The following is a 21014-nucleotide window of genomic DNA, read 5'->3' on the forward strand; positions in this document are numbered from 1 at the left end:
TACCTATATTGTTATAATGGGTGGTGTAGTCTGGATGAAATAAAGTAGGTGTGGGCGTTAATGTCTTGTTTCTTTTGGGTACATGGTAATATTTTCTAAACTTTTTGGGCTAATTAACATAAATAAGGTACTTGATCAATGCATGATGGTTCTGTGTTTTATACCATTTTTTTAATTTTCGCAGGCGCTGCATTTTTATCTACGTTGGTTCTTTATACCAAACAATCTTTATTAGTTGCTTATATTCTACTTGGAGCGATGCTTGGACCTTGGGGGATGAAGCTTGTATCTGACATAAGTATTGTGAAACAAATTGGTGACGTTGGTATTGTATTTCTTCTATTTCTGCTTGGATTACACTTACAACCACAAAATTTAATTCATATGTTGAAAAAAGTAACTTGGATTGCTTTAGTTAGCTCAGTGCTTTTTGCAGTAACTGCTTATTGGATAGGGCGATTCTTTGGATTAACTGTGACAGAGTCATGGATTTTAGGCGGCTCGATGATGTTCTCGAGTACAATTATCGGCTTAAAATTATTGCCGACTACTATTTTACATCACCAACACACAGGCGAAGTCATGATCAGTGTGCTATTGATGCAAGATGTTATTGCAATAATTGTATTAATCTTGATTAATGGCGCCCAACAAAGAAGTGGCCTTTCATTTGATGATATTATGCTAGTTGGTATCGCTCTACCCGCACTTTGTCTGTTTGCTTTTGCGGTTGAGAAATATGTTTTAATACGCTTACTTGCTCGCTTTGATAGAACTCAAGAGTATGTATTTCTATTGTCTATTGGTTGGTGTCTTGGTTTGTCCGTTCTTGCCCAAAAAATAGGTTTGTCAGAAGATATAGGTGCTTTTATTGCTGGAGTAGCATTAGCTGCTAGTCCCATTTCTCTTTTTATTGCAGAAAGCTTAAAGCCGTTAAGAGACTTTTTTTTAGTCATGTTCTTTTTTTCAATTGGAGCAACTTTTAATTTTGATTTAGCCAAGCAAATTGTTATGCCTGCTTTGATATTATCTGCTTTAATTTTACTCATTAAGCCTACTTTGTTTTATTTTCTGCTTAACAAGTCCGGTGAAAAAAAACAGGTTGCAAAAGAAGTTGGAGTTCGATTAGGACAAGCGAGTGAATTCTCATTGCTAGTAGCAAGCATTGCATTGAGTACACAGCTCATTTCCGATAAAGCATCGAATTTGATCCAAGCAACGACTATTTTAACGTTTATTGTTTCATCGTATTTTGTTGTTTTGAAATACCCAACTCCCATAGCCTTATCTGATAAAATGCGTAAGGATTAAATAATGAAATTATTAGTTATACTTTTATGTCTGTCCTGTGAACGATTCCTGATTCATTCAGCCTCTTACCAACGATTTTATTGGTTTACTAGTTATTACCAAAAAATAAAAAGTAGTGCGGATAAGAATAGTTTTTTTGCTAATCCTTGGGCACTGTTGGCTTTGATAGTAATTCCTCTATTGCTGTTGGCATTAATTATCTACTTATTACTGCACCAGGTATTTTTTGGTTTAATGGGGTTGATTTTAAGTATATTAATTTTTTTCTATTGTCTTGGGCCGCAAAATATATTTTATCCAATAACTCATTCAGAGGTTAAAAGTGATCAAGAATTAGTGGCAGATTATTTTATCAGTGTAAACAGGCAGTTATTCTCTCTTGTATTTTGGTTCATTGTTGCAGGTCCGATTGGGGCATTGGCTTATCGCTTGATTACTTTATGTAGAGAATTTAATACAGTTCATGAACAAGCAAATGAAGTTACAGATTTGCTTGAATGGATACCTGCACGGCTTACAGTAATCCTCTTTTTGCTTGTGGGAAACTTTCAACGAGGTATCTCTATATTTACTCGTTTTCTTTTTGCAAAGCCAGAAATCAATTCTGAGATGTTACGCGATTGTGGGATGCAAGCGGTTAAAAGCAATGACATGGAAGAAATATCCATGCCCGCAGCTGAAAGTTTAGTGGAACATGCAATTATTGTTATGTTAGTTCTTATCGCTTTATTTACATTGTTTTCTTGGATGTAGCTTATAACGGATATTCATATGGGTTTTTTTTGGCGATTATTCTATTGTGTTGTGTTGCTTAGCCTTTTGGGTTGTCAAGGAATGAAGCAAAATGTACTAAAAGAGCGAGAAGTTGCACAATGCAACATGACTTGTATGCAACATTTTGAATTTTGTAGAAAAAATTGTATTGATAATTGCCCAGCTTGTTCTACTGCCTCTCAAACTTCCGCGGCTAGCGACTTTGAAAAGTATGTGCATGAAAGAAAAGCTGAAGGTAAAAAAGTGATGCGTGAGTTGAATTCTTATCGCGATCCACTACAATGCCGCAAAGTAACTTGTGACTGCTTATCTGACTTAACCGTTTGTAAGCAAAGTTGTGCTGGAGTAATTCCAAAAAAATTACAAACTGTACCTAATTGTATTTAATAGATTTCGGGGAACACTTTCATGGCAAATGAAAATAATTTAGATTTGGATCCTATAGAAACACGTGAATGGCTGGATGCCCTGCAAGCTGTATTGATCAATGATGGTCCGGAAAGAGGGGCATTTCTTTTAAAACAGCTGCTCAATAAAGCAAATACAGAAGGCGTAAATTTATCAAGCTCAATTAATACACCTTACAGAAATACCATTAAGCCCCATGAAGAAAAGCAAATACCTCCTGATGAGGGTCTTGCTAAACGAATTAGTGCTTTAATCCGTTGGAATGCTGTAGCTATGGTATTACGTGCTGGTAAATATGCAGCAGAACTCGGTGGACATATTGCGTCTTATGCATCATCTTCCACTTTGTATGAAACAGGATTTAATCACTTTTTTAAAGGGTCTAATAATGAAAATTGTGGCGATTTAATATATATACAGGGTCATTCTGCTCCTGGGATATATGCGCGAGCATTTTTAGAAGGACGCCTTACAGAGAAACAATTAAGTAAATTCAGGCAAGAAGTTGAGGTTGATGGTTTATCCTCTTATCCTCATCCGTGGCTCATGGGAGAGTTTTGGCAATTCCCTACTGTGTCAATGGGTTTGGGGCCTTTACAAGCTATTTACCAAGCTAGATTTTTAAAATATCTTGAAAATAGGGGACTCATAAAAGCAGAAAATAGAAAAGTATGGGCTTTTCTTGGTGATGGAGAGATGGATGAGCCCGAATCTGTAGGCGCTTTAAGTATTGCAGCGCGGGAAAAATTAGATAATCTTATCTTTGTTATAAACTGTAATTTGCAACGTTTAGACGGCCCTGTGCGAGGTAATGGCAAAATTATTCAAGAGCTGGAAGGATTATTCCGTGGTGCAGGTTGGAATGTAATCAAGGTTATATGGGGAGGTCGATGGGATCCACTATTAGCTCGTGATAAGGACGGTTGGTTGCAAAAGCGCATGGAAGAATGTGTAGATGGAGATTATCAAGCTTATAAGGCAAATAATGGTGCTTATGTAAGACAACATTTTTTTAATCATTATCCAGAGCTAAAGAAAATGGTTGAAAATTATTCGGACGAAGAAATTTGGCGCTTAAATAGAGGGGGCCATGATTCACAAAAAGTTTATGCCGCTTATGCCAAAGCAGTTGAACATAAAGGAACTCCAACGGTTATCTTAGCAAAAACAATAAAAGGTTATGGCATGGGAGCTGCTGGCGAAGGACAAAACATTACTCACCAACAAAAAAAGATGACCGTAGATCAACTGAAAATATTTAGAGATCGATTTAGCATTCCCGTCAGTGATGATAAAATTGCAGATATTCCTTTTTACAAACCTGCAGACGATAGCCCGGAAATTAAGTATATTAAAAAGCAAAGAGAACTTTTAGGTGGCTATTTGCCAGCACGTTCTACTGAAGTAGACTCCCTTACAATCCCGTCTTTAGAAGATTTTTCTTCAATTACCAAAGGGCTTGGAGATAGGGAAATTTCTACAACTATGGCTTTTGTTCGCATTCTTTCTATTTTGTTAAAAAATAAAGAAATTAACTCTCGAATCGTACCCATTGTTCCAGATGAGTGTAGGACTTTTGGTATGGAAGGATTATTCAGACAAATAGGTATTTATTCGCCTGTGGGTCAACTTTACACTCCTGTAGATCATGAGCAAGTCATGTTTTACCGTGAGGCGCGGGATGGACAAATCTTAGAGGAAGGAATTAATGAGGCGGGTGCGTTTTGCTCGTGGATCGCCGCAGCAACATCGTATAGTACAAATAAATTGGCGATGATTCCTTTTTATATTTATTATTCCATGTTTGGTTTTCAACGTATTGGCGATTTAGCGTGGGCAGCTGGAGATATACAAGCCAGAGGATTTTTACTTGGCGGTACTGCGGGACGTACCACCCTTGCTGGCGAAGGTCTACAACATCAAGATGGTCATAGCCACTTGTATGCTTCTACTATTCCTAATTGTGTTTCGTATGATCCTACTTATGCATATGAGCTTGCAGTAATCATTCAAAATGGATTGCATCGTATGTATGAAAGGCAGGAAAACATTTTCTATTACATTACTGTAATGAATGAAAATTACACGCATCCAGATATGCCTGAAGGAGTAGAAGAGGGTATTATAAAAGGAATGTATTTGCTGCAAACAAGTAAGAAAAAATCGAAACATCACGTACAACTCATGGGTAGTGGAACAATTCTACGTGAAGTTCTTGAAGCTGCGAGAATGCTGAAAGAAGATTATTCTGTTACTTCTGACGTTTGGAGTGTGACGAGCTTTAATGAGTTAAGAAGAGATGGCTTAGCTGTAGAGCGTTATAACGTGATGCACCCCCAAGAAAAAGAGCAAAAATGTTATGTTGCAGAACAATTAAAAGATAGACCTGGTCCAGTAATTGCAGCGACTGACTATATGCGAATTTACGCTGATCAAATTCGTCCTTTTGTTCCGAATCATTATGTCACTTTGGGAACTGATGGCTATGGAAGAAGTGACACGCGTCAACAATTGCGTCATTTTTTTGAGGTTGACGCTAAATTTATCGTTTTGTCAGCTTTGAATGCTTTAGTTGCTGAGGGAGACCTTGATAAATCTAAAGTTGTGGACGCAATGAAACGCTATAACATTAATCCTGATAAATTAAATCCGGTTAATCATTAGAATTGAATTAAATAATTGGATGTGGGCAAGACCCTTATCCATGAGTTCTGATGCATTAACAATCTGCCCTGGGTGATCGCTGTATTCCTGCCCAGGCTAAATTTGAGGAAAGAAATGTCAAAAGAAATAGAAGTTAAAATTCCTGATATTGGCGGCGCTACACAGGTTGATGTGATTGAAATTATGGTTCAGGTAGGAGATCAAATAGCAGTAGATACTCCTCTAATTACCTTGGAATCCGATAAAGCCAGCATGGAGATCCCATCTCCGATTGCTGGAAAAGTGACTAAGCTGAGTGTTAATGTAGGCGATAAAATATCGAAAGGTGATGTGATTTTATTGGCTACTGTTGAAAATGAAACCGAAATAGCTCAGCCAACCAAATCGCCAGCTACCGAAAAAATAGACTCAAATACTAAAGAAGAAAAGCAATCTCAGACGAAAAAGGAACAAGAAAATAAATCAAATGACAAACCAGCAAGCTCCGAACAAAAGGTTAAGGTTCCTGACATCGGCGGTGCTACTCAGGTTGATGTGATTGAGGTTATGGTCAAGCTTGGAGACCAAATAGAAAAAGATATGCCTTTGATTACATTAGAATCCGATAAGGCGAGTATGGAGATCCCTTCTCCAGTAACGGGAAAAATTACTAAACTGAGCGTGCAAGTAGGTGATAAGGTTTCAGAAGGCGATGAAATTTTAATAGCTACAGTAGAAACTGATACCGAAGCAGTTATCCTAAATGAAACTAAAACAGAAAAGGAAACAATCTCTACTTCTCAGCAATCTGCAACTGCTCCTGAAATATCCAAGTCCACTCAAACTATTTCAGAAAGTTCAGAGTCAGCAAAAATTGTAGCAGCAGGCCCTGCTGTAAGACGATTAGCACGCGAATTTGGTGTCGATTTAACTGAAATACAGGGCAGTGGCCGTAAGGCACGTATTACTAAAGAAGATGTCCAAGCTTATGTAAAAGCAAGACTAAGTGCACAACCGAGTACTGGAACTTTTGGTATCCCGCCGAGTCCAGCTATTGATTTCTCTCAGTTTGGTGAAATTGAAACCAAGCCACTAAATAAAATTAAAAAACTTACAGGAACTAATGTTCATCGTTCTTGGGTAACCATACCTCATGTAACGCAGTTTGATTCAGCAGACATCACTGAAGTTGAAGCATTTAGAAAATCTGAGGCAGAAAAAGCCAAAGAGAAAGGCTATAGGCTCACCCTGTTAGCATTTGTTTGTGCTGTAGTAAGTAAAGCCTTAAAAGAATTTCCTCAGTTTAATGCATCCTTAGATGCTTCAGGCGCAAATCTTATTTATAAAAAATATTGTAACATAGGAATTGCAGTAGAAACACCAAATGGTTTAGTGGTACCTGTAATTAAAAATGTGGATCAATTAAGTGTTGCAGAAATTGCAATTGAAATGACTCGTTTGAGCACAAAAGCTCGCGATAAAGGTTTAATGCCAACAGATATGTCAGGAGGATGTTTTACTATTTCTAGTCTGGGAGGAATTGGTGGCACATCTTTTACCCCTATAGTGAACAGTCCAGAAGTTGCTATTCTAGGCTTATCTCGCTCAGAGATAAAACCTGTGTATGAAAATGGTACATTCCAACCAAAATTAATGTTACCTTTATCACTTTCTTATGATCACCGAGTTATTGATGGGGCTGAAGCAGCCCGTTTTACTCGTTTTATTAGTGATTGCTTAAGTGATATAAGACGAATTTTACTGTAGTTTTCGGGGGAAATCTGTAATTAACAAGCAGAAATATCCTTAATGATAAAGTGTGAATGATTTTAATAATATCTAATTTAAGAGGCTTGTAATGGCTAATCAAATAAAAACAGATGTGATCGTATTAGGAAGTGGTCCTGGTGGATATACGGCAGCATTCAGAGCTGCAGATTTAGGAAAAAAAGTAGTGTTGGTAGAGCGTTATGAGTCGCTTGGTGGTGTCTGTTTAAATGTTGGTTGTATTCCCTCTAAGGCCTTACTACATATAGCTAAGGTTGTCGAAGAGGCTCATGAAATGTCTGAGCAGGGTGTTAGTTTTGGCAAGCCTAAGCTTGATAATAAAAAAATTGTTGCTTGGAAGAACTCAGTAGTTTCTAAATTGACAGGCGGCTTAAAAGCGTTATCAAAACAACGCAAAGTGGAAGTCATCACTGGAGTTGGTAAATTTTCGGGTACTCATCAAGTGACGGTTAGCACCAAGGATGGAGCTGTTGACGTCGAATTCGAAAATGCGATTATTGCTGTTGGTTCTGAATCCATCAACTTGCCATTTATTCCCGAAGACAAACGAATCTTTAGTTCCACTGGAGCATTAGAACTTGCAGATATTAAAGGTAGTTTATTGGTGTTAGGTGGGGGTATCATTGGTTTAGAAATGGCTACAGTTTATTCCTCTTTAGGAGTTGACGTGACTGTAGTTGAATTTATGGATCAACTTATTCCTGGGGCTGATGCTGATTTAGTCAGTGTTCTACAAAAGCGAATGCAAAAAAAGGGTGTTAAGTTCCTTTTAAAAACAAAAGTAACTGCGGTAGAGGCAAAAAAAGACGGTATTTATGTTTCTATGGAAGGTCAGCATGCAACAGATAAGCCACTTTGTTTCCAACAAGTTCTTGTATCAGTAGGCAGAAAACCTAATGGTGGGGCAATTGATGCAGAAAAAGCAGGAATTAAAGTTGATGAACGAGGATTTATCAACGTAGATAATCAACAAAGAACCAATGTTTCGCATATTTTCGCTATAGGTGATGTCGTAGGTCAGCCGATGTTAGCACATAAGGCCATTCCAGAAGGAAAAATTGCCGCAGAAGTTATTGCAGGTAAAAAACATTACTTTGATCCTAAGTGTATTGCTAGCGTTGCGTACACGGATCCTGAGCTTGCATGGACTGGACTTACTGAAAAGGAAGCTAAAGAAAAAAATATTCGTTATGAAAAAGCTACTTTTCCCTGGGCAGCCAGTGGTCGAGCACTGAGTATGGGGCGCGAAGAGGGCATGACAAAGTTACTATTTTGTCCTGATACGAAACGAATATTAGGGGCTGGAATTGTTGGTATTAATGCAGGAGATTTGATTGCTGAAACCTCTTTAGCCATTGAAATGTGTTGTGACGTTGAGGACATTGCTTTAACTATCCACCCTCATCCAACACTTTCTGAAACTGTTGCTCAAGCAGCGGAGGCATTTGAAGGAACAATTACAGATCTTTATTTGCCCAAAAAGAAAAAAAATACGGATGGCGCGTCTTAGAAACTTTCTCATTTTGCACCGCTTGGTTGAAAATGTTTCACCCAGGCGAGCAATTTATTTTCTTAGGAGGAACAGGGGATGGCATTTAATATTCGTAGCATGACTGAATCAGATATAGATGCTGTTTATGCAATTGAAAAAAATGTCCATATTGCCCCTTGGAGTCGAGATATCTTAAGAGATTGTGTGCGTGTAGGCTACGATTGTCGTGTATTTGAAACACATGTTGCTGATAACCCGGTTATTGTTGGCTATCTAATTTCCAGGATCAGTAATAATTGTTCTCATATTTTAAATTTTTGTATTGCAAAGTCTTTTCAATCGCAAGGATATGGACGCAAGTTTCTACAAAATGTACTTAATTCATTGATCCAATTATCCCATATTGAATATGTAGTTCTTGAGGTACGACCTAGCAATAAAATTGCTTTGAGTCTTTATCAAAGTATGGGATTTGAACAGGCTGAAATAAAGCCAGCATATTATACAGACAATAATAATGTTGAAGATGCGATTTTGCTGAAAAAGATGTTGCATTTATAGAAGTGCTGTCTCATACCAAAAAAATATAAAAAAATGATGTCAAGACTATTTTTTTATATTTACTTTATATAAAATACCCAGCCCACAAAAGCAGTTCACTTTACACGTTCCTGTGGATAACTTTTAAATCTCCATCATTTTCAATATATTCATTATTGCAAATAATAACCCCAAATCATCTTGTTTATATTGAATTTTTCATATTTTAGCATAGCGATATTATTTAGATGTTATCCACAAAAACTGTGGATAACACTGTGAATAGACCAGTGAATTAGTTGATAAATAAGCCCATTCCTAGAATGATACAAGTTTAACCAAATAAAAATTGTTAGATAACCCCTCTTTGGGTGAGTTTTATAACTTAATTTATGGTAGATAAGGCTAATGGATTGACTCTAAAGAAGATTGTCATGATGTTATGCATTGTGAATTTTGTTATGGCAAATTATCATGACAAATAGTCGATGCCTATGATAACCTGTTATATTTTGAAAAAGCGATCTATCTAGTAACGATCATGATCAAGTAAATAGCAGTTTCATCTGTACTTGCTATAAACATCGGTCTGCTTTTTTAGATACTTTTTTCAAGAAGTTAAAAGTTTTATTAAAGAGATTATTTTGATGAGAAGAGCAAAGTCCAAAACAAATCCAGTTGTGCAAACTGCTCGAATTGATAATTTAAGCCATGATGGAAAGGGAATTGCACGTATTGATGGTAAAGCGACTTTTATTCAAGGGGCATTGCCTAATGAATTAGTTGAGTTCCAGTACACGAGGATAAAAAAAGATTTTGATGACGGTTTCCTACTAAAAATTCTTGAGCCATCATCTCTTCGTGTTACCCCTAGATGCCCTCACTATGCAATGTGTGGCGGTTGCTCGTTACAGCATCTGAATCAAGAGGAACAAATCCATTTCAAACAAGATCAATTGTTGGATTTATTATCACGATATGGTCATACTAGGCCACAAACCGTTTTATCACCTTTAGTTGCTAGTTATTGGAATTATAGAAATAAAGCAAGACTCAGTGTGCGTTATGTAGAAAAAAAGCAGGCCACAATGATTGGGTTTAGAGAACGTAATAACCCCAGGTATATTACTGAAATTACTCAGTGCCCTGTTTTAAATGCAAAACTTGATGCAGACATTTTGTCTTTAAGGCACTTGTTAGATTCTATGGGCGATAAATATTGCATTGCACAAATTGAAGTTGCAGCAGGAGATGATGAAGTTGCTCTTATTTTTCGAAACTTGACGCCATTAACTGCTGAAGATGAGATTAAAATTAAAAAATTTGCTGAAGAATATCATTATAAAATTTATCTCCAACCTAGCGGTCCAGATAGCGTTTATTGCTTTTATCCTCCTAATTCTAATGAATATTTAAGTTATCACTTACCGGACTTTCAAATTTCATTCTTATTTCATCCAACTGATTTCACGCAAATTAATTCAACGTTAAATCGTTCTATGGTAGCTCTTGCATCAGAACTAATGGAATTAAAAAGTACGGATATAGTGCTAGACTTATTCTGTGGGTTGGGTAATTTTTCACTTCCAATGGCTAAATTTTGCTCCAAAGTGCTTGGCGTAGAAGGTAGTAAAACTATGGTTGAAAGAGCATTTATGAATGCCAAAATAAATAATCTTTCAAATGTGGATTTTTATGCTGCTAATTTAGATGATATCAATGAAGTAAAGAAGTTAGTGCAGCAGTCATGTAATAAAGTATTGATTGATCCTCCTCGATCTGGGGCACTTGAAATTGTGAAACAAATAGATCTGCTCAATCCAGAGCGTATCGTTTACGTATCATGCAATCCTATTACATTGGCACGAGATACAGATATTTTAATAAATCAAAAAGGTTATGTATTGATAAAAGCAGGAGTAATGGATATGTTTCCTCATACAGCTCATGTTGAATCAATTGCGATGTTTGAGAAAGGGTAAAATTTATGGTTAGAGTAAAGGATACTATTCCATTATGTGCCGATGGTAGCATTGATGTAGGTTTATGGCTTCATCAGTTAGGTGCAAAAGGCTATTTGGATAGTCTTGAGCTCATTCGTGCTGCATGTACATTAAGTCAATTAGCCGGACAAGAACATGCAACAGAAACGGGCCAATCTTGTTTGCAACAAGGCCTCTCTATGGCTGATCTGCTTGCAGATCTTGAGGTGGATCAAGAGACACTTGCGGCGGCCATTATTTTTGAAAACGTACACTATGCGGATTTATCAGTTGATGATGTTGCTGAGCAATTAGGACCTAATATTGCAAAGTTGGTAAAAGGCATAGAACGTATGAGTGCTATGCACAGTTTCCAAGCTTTGAACAAATATCCACAAAATAAACAACAAATTGATAACATCCGTAAAATGTTATTAGCAATGGTTGATGATGTTCGAGCGGTGTTGATTAAACTTGCTGAGCGTTTATGTGTATTGAGAACAGCCTCGCATTTATCTGAAGAATTACGTAAACAATTAGCTACTGAGGCAATGGAAATCTATGCTCCTTTGGCCAATCGGCTTGGAATAGGAGCAATTAAATGGGAAATGGAGGATCTTGCGTTTCGTTATTTACATCCGGACGATTATAAGGCGATTGCAAAAGGTCTGAAAGCAAAACGGCTGGAACGAGATAGCTTTGTTGATGCTATTGTTGCTCAGTTGAATGAACAGATCAAAGCAAGTGGAATAGATCATTTTGCAGTTTATGGTCGCTCGAAACATATTCATAGCATTTACAAAAAAATGACACGCAAGAATGTATCTCTAGATGAAATTTATGATGCTACAGCGGTACGTGTGCTTGTTGACACCAAACCTCAATGTTATGAAGTATTAGGTATGGTGCATACACTTTGGAAGCAAATTTCTGCAGAGTTTGATGATTACATCACTAATCCTAAACCTAATGGGTATCAATCATTACATACAGCGGTTCAGGGGCCAGAAGGCAGAGTTTTCGAAGTCCAAATCAGAACGTTCCTTATGCATGATTTAGCAGAAATGGGTGTAGCTGCGCACTGGAAATATAAAGAGGGTGGCGGTAAGCCCAAAGAAAGTCATGAACGTAAAATTGAATGGCTGCGCGATGTATTGGCTTGGCATCGTGAAATGGCAAGTAATAAAGGGGTTCCTGAAAGCAGTACTACTGAATTTCTTGAGGATAGGGTGTACGTTTTTACCCCTGACGGAGATGTTCTTGATTTACCTCATGGTGTTACTCCTTTGGACTTCGCTTATCATGTGCACAGTGATTTAGGACATCGATGTCGTGGTGCACGAATCAATGGTCATATAGTACCCTTAACATATCAATTGAAAACAGGTGATCGAGTAGAGGTGTTAACTGGAAAACAAATTAAACCCTCCCGTGATTGGATTAATCCCCACTTAAATTATTTAAAAACCTCTAGAGCAAAAGCCAAAGTGTTACATTGGTTTAAAATGCAAGATTACGACCGGAATGTTCAAGAGGGACGTGAGCTATTAGATAAAGAGTTAAAATCTTTAGGAATAAAATCGGATAAATTAAATGAAGTTGTTCCGATGTTGCATTTCAAAAAACTGGATGATCTTTACGCAAACTTAGGTCGTGGCGATATTAAAATAGGGCAAATTATTAGCAAAATTACGCCTCCTACGCCATCTGAACTTAATTTAGAGCGATTTGTCAAACCACACTCAAAACCCGAAGTCACTGGAAGCGATTTACGCATTGAGGGTGTAGGTAATTTGTTAACCTTTATGGCACGATGCTGCCAACCTGTTCCAGGCGATGCGGTAGTGGGATATATTACTATAGGACGGGGGGTATCAGTGCATCGACAAGATTGTCCTAATATTATTCATGCCAGCGAGCGACAAAAACAGCGTTTCTTACAAGTAAGTTGGGGAAGTGCTACTCGTGAGAATTATGTAGTGGATATTCTTATTAAAGCTTTTGATCGTTCTGAATTGCTTAAAGACATTACTTCCTTATTAGCAAATGAAAAAGCTCACGTTTATGCATTGCAGACTCAAAGCAATAAACAAGAAAACATGGCTTATATCACTCTCACTGTTGATGTAGATGGTCTAAGTAGTTTATCTCGGTTATTAACAAAACTTGAACAAATACCTAATATTTTGGAAGCACGAAGACAATTATAAAATAGAAATTAAAGAGGGAGCGCAATATATTGCTTTCACTTTATTGTGTTGGGTTAGGGCCCAACTTGCAATTAATATGATGCAATAATAGTGCGCTGAGAATGACCACATACCATTTTATTTTTTAACACCGACTACTTTAAAGTTGACTGTTACTTCATCTTTGATTTCATTGGTTTTTGACCAGTCTCCTTGGCCAACACCAAATTGAGTTCTTTTAATGACCGTATTTCCTGTAACAATTCCCTTATTTGGGTCGGATTGATCCCCTGTGAAATTTAAAGTTACTGGCTCAGTTTTATCACGGATAGTAAGCGTACCTACGGCCTTATATGTATTATCTCCAGTTTTTTCGATTTGACTTGATTTAAATTCAGCTTTCGGAAAAACTTTGGGATTAAACCAATCTGGAGTCAGCAAAGTACTCTTTAGTTCAGAATAAGAAGCACTTATTGAGTTAATATCAACAATAATGTCTATACTGCTGTGTTTTAAGTCGTTAGGATCGACTAAAATAGTACCACTAAAGGTTTTAAATTGACCTGTTACTGGCGCTCCGTTTTGAGTAGCCGTGAAGGTTAATTGACTTTCATCAGGGACGATTTCCCATTGAGGTACCGTTGCATTCGCTGCAATTGGTAAGAACCAAGCTAATCCTGCAGACAGAAAAGACTTCGCTATAGTAGTTTTAATGCTCATGATACTATTTCCTTTTTAATCATGTTATTTGTTTGGATGTTGTAAATATATTTGTATAAGTGATTAGCTTATAACTCTTTGTTTAAAATATAAATTATAGTAATGGAAATATAGAACGGTTATCCTAATTAATCAAGAAACTCAATTTTAAAAATAATGCGCATACGTGGTGATCAAATAGGTATTGGTTTAAGAGAGCCTCACTATCATCAGGTTCTTAAGGAAAAACCTAAAATAGACTGGTTTGAGGTTCATACAGAAAACTTTATGATTGATGGTGGGCCACTGCATGATATTCTATTCTCCATTCGTGAGCTCTACCCCATAAGTTTTCATGGAGTTGGTTTGTCTCTGGGATCTGCGCAGAGTGTCTGCAAGAATCATTTAAAGAGAATTAAAAAACTAATCAATCAATTTGAGCCTGTTTTGGTTTCGGATCATTTAACATGGAGTAATACTGGACGATTTTATCTTCCTGATTTACTACCTGTTCCTTATAATGAAGAAAACTTAATGGCTGTTGTTAACAATATTGACGCAGCTCAAAACTATTTACAAAGAACTTTGTTAATTGAAAACCCTTCCTCTTACTTTGAGTACCAAACCTCGTGCTATTCAGAGGCTGAGTTTTTAGCTGAATTAGCGAAACGTACAGGTGTGCACATTTTATTGGATGTAAATAACCTTTATGTTTCTTGTTTTAATCATAATTGGGAACCTTATGAATACATTCAATCTCTTCCAAAAAAGGCGATAAAAGAAATTCATGTGGCAGGGCATTCAGTATATATACAGGATAGTAATCATGTGCTTTTAGATACACATGATAATTATGTTTGCCAAGAGGTCTGGGATTTATATCGTTATGTTATAAGTAATATTGGTGTGGTTCCGACTTTGATGGAATGGGATAGGGAGATACCCGCTTTGGAGATTTTATTGAATGAAGCAAAAAAGTCAGCCAATTATGTCAACGATGAAACAAATACAGAATGATTTTGCAAAAGCAATATTCAATCCAAATGAGATTGAATTTATGAAAAACATTCGTGAGAGTACAATAGCTCCTGAGTTTCGATTCAACATATACAGAAATAATATTCTTCAAAATCTATCTCGTGCTTTAGAAATAACCTTTCCTGCTGTTTGGAAATTAGTTGGGAAAGAATGTGCAAATAATTTAGCGGCTATTTTTTGTCGAGAAGAAAAAAACCTACCTTTAACTAACTGTCTGGATGATTGGGGAGCAAATTTTCCTCATTTTTTACAAAGCGTTGAGCCAATTAAGCATCTTGTTTATTTGCCTGATATAGCAAAATTGGACTGGTTGAAGCATATGAGTTATCGTGCGCCACACTTTAAACGCATTAACTGTTTAAAATGGTCAAAAGAGTTGGAATTTGCAGAAAAAATGTACTTGATTTTTAATCCCTCCGTGTACTTATTTTCATCACCTTATTCATTAAAAGAAATTGTGGAATTGATTGAGAGGCCGGATGAAAAACAAAAGATCAACTTACAGTCAGTCGAGTGCTATATAATTATTTCGAGACAATATCATCGTGTGATTATTCACTGGATCTCTCAAGACATGTTTCGATTTTTTATGTCCCTCCAAAATTGTCTTTCATTAATTCATGCTTATGAAGCTGTTTGCGAAACAAATCCAGATTTTAATTTACATACAGCGTTGCAATTTATTCGAGAAAATCACTTGCTGTGGAAAATTAAGTGTACTTCTAACACCTATTAAATGCCTACTTTCCAAGAACCACTAAGTCCATAGGTTGATTCACCCCAGCTACAATTCTTGCTTTAAGTTCAACGATGTCTTCTCCTTTTTTATAGCCTTGCTTTAAAGCCTCTATTAAAGAAAATGCCGTGGTTAATCCTTTTGAATGTTCTATTTTATTATGTTTTTCCAATTTTGCGGCCAAATTTGCTGTTTCTCCAATTACAGTATATTCAAGCCTATCAGCGTTTCCTATAACCCCAAAAACAATTTCACCTATTGCAAGCCCTATACCAACATCAATAAGAATTTCTTTTTCATTTTGTCTTTTTTCATTCCAGGAAGACAACACAGAGAGTATCTCATCTGCTGCCTTTAGCGCATCTGCTGCATAAGTATGAGAAGGGGTGACTGCACCAAAGCTTGCCATAATTCCATCGCCCATAAATTTATCAATACTTCCATTATGTTTTTGGATAATGGGCACAAGAATACGCTGATATTCTCCGAGCAACTTAATTAAACTGCTGGGTGATAGGGTATTTGATGCTTTAGTAAAACCTCGCATGTCCGTAAACATTATCGCAGCTTGCCGGATTTCGCCGTAACCGGCTTGCAATAAAGAATCAGAGCAGGTTATTTTTTTGACAACGCCCGTATCAAAAAAACGTGCTAAATCTTTTGCTGCACTAGTTTGCTCTACTGCCTGGAATAATGTTTTTTTAGCACGATCGAGCACTAAAAATAGGATAATAGTAACTAACAGAATGGATAAAAGTATGTCAAAGACAGACCCTAAATAGACACTTCGTGTAGAGGCATAGGTAACATAATCCCAAGTAATCACGTTCATCCCTGTGCTCGCTAAAGTTTGCCAAACAATAACGCTCCAGCCAATCACTGCGGTTAAACCAGACAGTAGTACCCATTCTGGCTCAAAGCGTAGAGCACGTAGAGCAATTAAAATGTAAACATAATTAATATGGGTATTTTTTAAATTAATTGTTGGGGAGGTTTGATATTGTAAATAATAGGTCCAGATAACAAATAGCAATAATAACATTTCTATGATTATTGATAATCCAAGCACTAAATGTGTTAATTGATCTGTGTAGGCAAACCATAATCTGGTTACTATTAAAATAGCAAATAGTGATAAACCTAATGAAGCGGAATGTACGGGCGCATTTGGGGTATATCCTACAGGAGTGAAGCAGTTAATAATCACCAACAGTACTACTACACCCAACTGTACTCCTCCTACCAGTAACTCGCTTTGATACTGTTGTGCTTGTATCTCATTTTTAACACGGGCCGGTAACTGATCATATTTAAGCACTTTTACCTCCAAGGATTCGCTCACACAACCCTTTAGGCAACATGATAAATTCTTCTGGGTCATTATTTTTTATTGCTTGTGATGCGCAAGAATGTTTCGAGGTTGCACAATCATTTTTACCTGCACGTACTATTTCATAGCATCTTTCAAGTTCTACATGCCCATGTTCTGCAGAAAACCAGTCAGTATTTGTGTAGATAGAAAGAAGTGAAGCGCTCACAGCTGCTGTAATCACAGCAGTATTTTGTAGCTTACGCTTATTCATGGATTTTCACTCCATTGATGTTGATGTACCTAATAATTTTAATTCTAAATGGCGTTATTTTGTAAATCAAATTTGATTAACTTGTACTTCAGAAAAGTACTGTTCTTAATCCTTAGGCTTTTTTTGCAGCAAGAGAAGGCTCTATCATTTTGTTTCTCAAAGCACGTGGTTTACCTTGGTCGGATAATTTTATCCTCCTGTTTAGGCATTTCTTTGCCCTGAGCTTCCTTCAGTCGTTCCTTAAACGCTAGCTCCAATCTTAATGCAGCTATATCCTTTTCTGTCTGTAATATCAGTTCATGTCTTATTATTTTTCTTTGGAAATCAGGGGTATCTTTGAACGCTTCAAGAATTGCTTGTTTGGGAAAAGTACCATCGATAAACTTTTGTCGTAATCCATTTATCTCTGAAAGCTGATCTGCTTTTATTCTCCCCAAGTAATAGTCAAATAATTGGTTTTCTATGGTTTGTTTTGCATGTAGAAGCTCAACCTTATTTTTTATTTTATATTCTATAATTGTTTTAGAAATGAATTTATCGAACGCTTGACTGTTATCTGCATTAACCTTACTCGTTGGTTGTAGTGCTGCTTTTTCTTGATTAATCATCTCTTCCAATAATAAAATTTTAATCGTATTTTTAGTGCTCTCTGGGTATATGCTTACTATTTTATCGAGCATCTCTAGCGTTATTTGTATTCCTTTACTTAGCATGGAGAAATTTTGTCGATGATGCGTTAGAAGAAATATAATAGTTTGTTCTGCCAGGGTGAGTTGGGTAGAAACGTTAAGTGGCGTAGCAATATATGGGTGTGGGTAAATTTTACTCATAATTTGGGGATGGTTGCATAAAATATTTAAAATAGCATGTACATCAGCCCCATTGTTCTCATGGAGTTTGTTGATTATAGCGTTTGTGGCTTTAGCTTCAAATTCATCAATACATGTTTGAAGCACTTGAATCATATTTTTCCTAATGGCTGGATTTTCACCTCGTCGAACCCCATTTTCTGTGAGTTCCTTAATTAATTTTCGTGCACCATCTATTACATGTTTATTATCTTTTGATAGATCATAGGTGATAAATTGGGTAACGATATTTTGAAATTCTTGTGAGAAATGCTTTGAATAAAGTATCTCTCGCCTCTCTGCAGAGGTTATTCCCGCGTTGTCACATGCGAGGTAGATTGCTCGTGCTAGCTCTTGATCTTGAGAATGAGATTTTGCTACGGCGGCTGGTGTGACTGGTTCAGTTGGTTTTGCAACCATTGATGTAGTATGTTGCGCGTATGGTTTATTTTCTCCTTCTTTTTTGGGGCGAACGAGAGAGGATGGTTTTGTACTGTAGGCGATGATTTCCGCTTGAGTGATACCAAGCTGATTGGCCATTTGCAAATTTATAAGCGCAAGGGTATCGTCTTTTAGATTGAGCGCATTGGACGTTTGTCTACAAATTATTTCTCGTACGGTAAATCCTTGATCGTTACGAATATCAATTGATAGGCCATACTTTTGTAACGTTTGAATACGCTCAATAGTTCTTTTCAAATCAGTATTAGAACTTATACTTGTAACAATTTCGTGCAACATGGTTGTACCGCCGTAAAGTAGATTTACATTTACAGGTCGGCCTTGGAAATTATATTGTATCGCCTGATCAAAGTCATTTCCCGATAAAAAACCAACTGCTTTAGATTGATATATATTGTATTGAACGTTTGCCCCAAATCCCCCAACCCCAATTGCAACCGCTTGTTTCGCAACAATTGGTTTGAGTTTCCCAACTTTTCCTTTTAAAACATCGGCATGGGTTACTGTCGCAGCCGCATGAGCATCAACCTGCTCAATTGATTTAGAGCTAATTACGTGATTCGCAATAACAGGAACATGCTCTTGATGTTGTCCCAATTGAGAAATTAAGCTGCTTAAGTGTTGTTTTCCTATGCCATAAGCATGATCTAGACATATATCGACGACTTGAAGAGCCATTTGTCCATTAGCCGAGGTGATTCGAAGCGCATTTTTATACTGATTGATATCATAAAGCGCTACCCCGGTACCTTGCAAAAGAAAATTGGGATCGCAGTCCTGGCCTGGTTCGCACCTTTTATCAAGATCTTGTCGATCACCTGCTAGCGGAATTGGACATGGTATTCCTTTATTCATATAACCGTATTGAAAATCGATGTGAGAAGAGTTCGTTTTTGACATATGGTGAATTAATGGTTCTTGACCAGCTTGTTTGGGGGATTGGACATACAAACTACAATTTTGTACTACACCATTAGGCCAGTAGACAGGAAATGTGGCCAGCTGAAAATGGATATTTGAGGGTAAGTTTTTTGCAAGTTTATGAACTTCGCTAATGAGGTACTTATACTCCTCTAGAGTTAGCGGCCTATCTTTAGTATAAAAACTAAATTCATCCAGGGATACACGCGTAATTAATTCGCTGTTATCCCCCAATGCTTTATTTTCTCGTACATTTTTTGAATGTTCTATTTCTGTCGATTGCATCAAGTTTGATATATAGCTTAACATTCTATTAGCTCGATGAGGATCATATTGCCCTGAATCTATAATAAGTGGTCGATTTCCATTTGTAATCCTATGAAGGGATAAATCAGTTTCCCCGGACGTTTTACTGGAAAAGATGACTTCTTTGATTTTTAACATGTGAATAAACCTAAATTTGAAACGTCTTTAGGTACATTGTATGATGAATAACATTAAGTTTTTCTTACGTTTGTTTATCAGATTTTAGAGTTTCACTACGAAATATTTATAGCACGGTAATGATGGGTTGAGGTATGAAACGGATGAATACCACGGCTTGTTCGTCTGTTAAGGTGTTTATTCTGTCTTGAATTTTTTTAGTGTCGCAGATAAGTTGTAACCCTGATAACAACAAATAGTTGAATTAAAAATATAAAATATCTCAGATAGCATTATACTTTGGTTAGGGAAAAAACGTTAAAGGAAGAAAATCAATGAAAAAGTCAAAGATGGTCAATGAGTTTACTATGCCTGCGCCACGTTGGATCAGAACGTATCCTGCAGGGCCTTACCGGTTTATTAACCGCGAGTTTTTTATTATTACCTATGAAACTTTTCCTGAATTGCTTGAGGATATTCTGCCCCCCGGTCTAGAGCTACTTGAACCTTTTGTTAAGTTTGAATTTATCAGGATGCCTGATTCGACTGGCTTTGGGGACTACACAGAATCGGGGCAAGTGATTCCCGTCCGCTATAAAGGAGAGGAAGGGGGCTTTACTATCTCTATGTTTCTTGATTGTCATGCACCTATTGCAGGAGGTCGAGAAATTTGGGGCTTTCCTAAAAAACTAGCGAAACCTAAATTATTTGTCGAAGAGGATGTGCTTATTGGTTTGTTAGATTATGGTAGTTTGCGTATTGCTACAGCAACTATGGGATACAAACATCATGAAATCGATCAAAATACTGTATTGGATTCATTGAAAAAACCTACCTTTCTTTTAAAAAATATACCAGGTGTTGATGGCACTCCTCAAGTGAATCAATTGACCCGAACCTATTTAGAGGATGTAACGGTCAAGGGTGCCTGGACTGGTCCAGGTAGTTTGGAACTCCATCCTCATGCATTGGCTCCTATTGCAGAGTTACCTGTTAAAAAAATTGTATCAGTAGTCCATTTTATTACGGATTTAACGTTACCTTATGGTACTGTAGTAGAGGATTACTTGAGTTAGATTATAGAACGAAGCGGAGAGAATGTTGTTCACTGCATTGACTTGATGCCCTTAATTGATGTCCCGAGTGTGTCCGAGAGATTCAATTATACTAAGGGATT

At 36.9% G+C, this 21014-nt stretch carries 16 protein-coding genes; 12 read left to right on the top strand and 4 right to left on the bottom strand.

Features of this window, described 5'->3' with window-relative positions; translation table 11 throughout:
* The first annotated feature begins 138 nt into the window (after positions 1 to 138).
* The 9 genes from EL220_RS08140 (at position 139) to relA (ending at position 13148) form a co-directional block, all read left to right on the top strand.
* Positions 139 to 1311 (top strand): cation:proton antiporter, encoded by a 1173-nt coding sequence (locus EL220_RS08140; protein ID WP_027269934.1) that lies wholly within the window; start codon positions 139 to 141, stop codon positions 1309 to 1311.
* Between the two features lie 3 nt (positions 1312 to 1314).
* Positions 1315 to 2064, top strand: coding sequence for a regulatory signaling modulator protein AmpE (ampE, locus tag EL220_RS08145; RefSeq protein ID WP_027269935.1), 750 nt, complete (start codon positions 1315 to 1317; stop codon positions 2062 to 2064).
* Positions 2065 to 2082: 18 nt separating this feature from the next.
* Positions 2083 to 2472, top strand: a complete 390-nt coding sequence (locus tag EL220_RS08150; protein WP_027269936.1) for a hypothetical protein — start codon at positions 2083 to 2085, stop codon at positions 2470 to 2472.
* 21 nt (positions 2473 to 2493) lie between these two features.
* Complete coding sequence (gene aceE / locus EL220_RS08155; protein ID WP_027269937.1) at positions 2494 to 5157, top strand: pyruvate dehydrogenase (acetyl-transferring), homodimeric type; 2664 nt, start codon at positions 2494 to 2496, stop codon at positions 5155 to 5157.
* A 114-nt stretch (positions 5158 to 5271) separates the two neighbouring features.
* Positions 5272 to 6903 carry a dihydrolipoyllysine-residue acetyltransferase gene (gene aceF, locus EL220_RS08160; protein WP_027269938.1) on the top strand — a complete coding sequence of 544 codons (1632 nt, stop codon included), beginning with the start codon at positions 5272 to 5274 and terminating at the stop codon, positions 6901 to 6903.
* Positions 6904 to 6994: 91 nt separating this feature from the next.
* Positions 6995 to 8434 (top strand): dihydrolipoyl dehydrogenase, encoded by a 1440-nt coding sequence (gene lpdA, locus EL220_RS08165; RefSeq protein ID WP_027269939.1) that lies wholly within the window; start codon positions 6995 to 6997, stop codon positions 8432 to 8434.
* A gap of 78 nt (positions 8435 to 8512) precedes the next feature.
* On the top strand, positions 8513 to 8977 hold the full coding sequence (gene rimI, locus EL220_RS08170) for a ribosomal protein S18-alanine N-acetyltransferase (RefSeq protein ID WP_027269940.1): 465 nt from the start codon (positions 8513 to 8515) through the stop codon (positions 8975 to 8977).
* Between the two features lie 626 nt (positions 8978 to 9603).
* Positions 9604 to 10938, top strand: a complete 1335-nt coding sequence (gene rlmD / locus EL220_RS08175; protein WP_027269941.1) for a 23S rRNA (uracil(1939)-C(5))-methyltransferase RlmD — start codon at positions 9604 to 9606, stop codon at positions 10936 to 10938.
* A 5-nt stretch (positions 10939 to 10943) separates the two neighbouring features.
* On the top strand, positions 10944 to 13148 hold the full coding sequence (gene relA, locus EL220_RS08180; protein ID WP_027269942.1) for a GTP diphosphokinase: 2205 nt from the start codon (positions 10944 to 10946) through the stop codon (positions 13146 to 13148).
* Positions 13149 to 13265: 117 nt separating this feature from the next.
* Here the strand turns inward: relA and EL220_RS08185 are convergent, their stop codons facing one another.
* A complete protein-coding gene (locus tag EL220_RS08185) occupies positions 13266 to 13847 on the bottom strand; it encodes a YceI family protein (RefSeq protein ID WP_035905661.1) in 582 nt (193 codons plus the stop codon).
* Positions 13848 to 14003: 156 nt separating this feature from the next.
* On the opposite strand from EL220_RS08185, the gene bufB reads away from it, so the two are divergent.
* Together bufB and EL220_RS08195 are read left to right on the top strand one after the other, a co-directional pair.
* Positions 14004 to 14843 (top strand): MNIO family bufferin maturase, encoded by an 840-nt coding sequence (gene bufB / locus EL220_RS08190; RefSeq protein ID WP_035905664.1) that lies wholly within the window; start codon positions 14004 to 14006, stop codon positions 14841 to 14843.
* Complete coding sequence (locus tag EL220_RS08195) at positions 14791 to 15600, top strand: HvfC/BufC N-terminal domain-containing protein (RefSeq protein ID WP_051544699.1); 810 nt, start codon at positions 14791 to 14793, stop codon at positions 15598 to 15600. Before bufB ends, EL220_RS08195 begins: the two co-directional genes overlap by 53 nt.
* Before the next feature lie 4 nt (positions 15601 to 15604).
* Here EL220_RS08195 and EL220_RS08200 read toward each other — a convergent pair whose 3' ends face one another.
* The 3 genes from EL220_RS08200 to EL220_RS08210 form a co-directional block, all read right to left on the bottom strand.
* Entirely contained in the window at positions 15605 to 16918 is a 1314-nt protein-coding gene (locus EL220_RS08200) for an adenylate/guanylate cyclase domain-containing protein (protein ID WP_027269946.1), read from the bottom strand.
* Positions 16911 to 17183: a BufA1 family periplasmic bufferin-type metallophore gene (locus tag EL220_RS08205; protein WP_027269947.1), complete on the bottom strand. Its 273-nt coding sequence runs from the start codon at positions 17181 to 17183 to the stop codon at positions 16911 to 16913. The genes EL220_RS08200 and EL220_RS08205 overlap by 8 nt, the downstream gene beginning before the upstream one ends.
* Before the next feature lie 170 nt (positions 17184 to 17353).
* Positions 17354 to 19858 carry a hypothetical protein gene (locus tag EL220_RS08210; protein WP_027269948.1) on the bottom strand — a complete coding sequence of 835 codons (2505 nt, stop codon included), beginning with the start codon at positions 19856 to 19858 and terminating at the stop codon, positions 17354 to 17356.
* A 314-nt stretch (positions 19859 to 20172) separates the two neighbouring features.
* Between EL220_RS08210 and EL220_RS08215 the strand changes: the two genes are divergently transcribed.
* Positions 20173 to 20913, top strand: a complete 741-nt coding sequence (locus EL220_RS08215; RefSeq protein WP_027269949.1) for an acetoacetate decarboxylase — start codon at positions 20173 to 20175, stop codon at positions 20911 to 20913.
* Positions 20914 to 21014 lie beyond the last annotated feature (101 nt).

The sequence above is a fragment of the Legionella sainthelensi genome (assembly GCF_900637685.1).
In the GTDB taxonomy this organism is placed as follows: Bacteria; Pseudomonadota; Gammaproteobacteria; order Legionellales; family Legionellaceae; genus Legionella; species Legionella sainthelensi.

Coding starts and splice junctions, on each gene's coding strand:
- aceE (WP_027269937.1), top strand. CDS start 2,494: ATGGCAAATGAAAATAATTTAGATTTGGATCCTATAGAAACACGTGAA.
- EL220_RS08140 (WP_027269934.1), top strand. CDS start 139: ATGCATGATGGTTCTGTGTTTTATACCATTTTTTTAATTTTCGCAGGC.
- EL220_RS08185 (WP_035905661.1), bottom strand. CDS start 13,847: ATGAGCATTAAAACTACTATAGCGAAGTCTTTTCTGTCTGCAGGATTA.
- bufB (WP_035905664.1), top strand. CDS start 14,004: ATGCGCATACGTGGTGATCAAATAGGTATTGGTTTAAGAGAGCCTCAC.
- relA (WP_027269942.1), top strand. CDS start 10,944: ATGGTTAGAGTAAAGGATACTATTCCATTATGTGCCGATGGTAGCATT.
- EL220_RS08210 (WP_027269948.1), bottom strand. CDS start 19,858: ATGTTAAAAATCAAAGAAGTCATCTTTTCCAGTAAAACGTCCGGGGAA.
- EL220_RS08205 (WP_027269947.1), bottom strand. CDS start 17,183: ATGAATAAGCGTAAGCTACAAAATACTGCTGTGATTACAGCAGCTGTG.
- aceF (WP_027269938.1), top strand. CDS start 5,272: ATGTCAAAAGAAATAGAAGTTAAAATTCCTGATATTGGCGGCGCTACA.
- ampE (WP_027269935.1), top strand. CDS start 1,315: ATGAAATTATTAGTTATACTTTTATGTCTGTCCTGTGAACGATTCCTG.
- lpdA (WP_027269939.1), top strand. CDS start 6,995: ATGGCTAATCAAATAAAAACAGATGTGATCGTATTAGGAAGTGGTCCT.
- EL220_RS08195 (WP_051544699.1), top strand. CDS start 14,791: ATGAAGCAAAAAAGTCAGCCAATTATGTCAACGATGAAACAAATACAG.
- rlmD (WP_027269941.1), top strand. CDS start 9,604: ATGAGAAGAGCAAAGTCCAAAACAAATCCAGTTGTGCAAACTGCTCGA.
- EL220_RS08150 (WP_027269936.1), top strand. CDS start 2,083: ATGGGTTTTTTTTGGCGATTATTCTATTGTGTTGTGTTGCTTAGCCTT.
- EL220_RS08215 (WP_027269949.1), top strand. CDS start 20,173: ATGAAAAAGTCAAAGATGGTCAATGAGTTTACTATGCCTGCGCCACGT.
- rimI (WP_027269940.1), top strand. CDS start 8,513: ATGGCATTTAATATTCGTAGCATGACTGAATCAGATATAGATGCTGTT.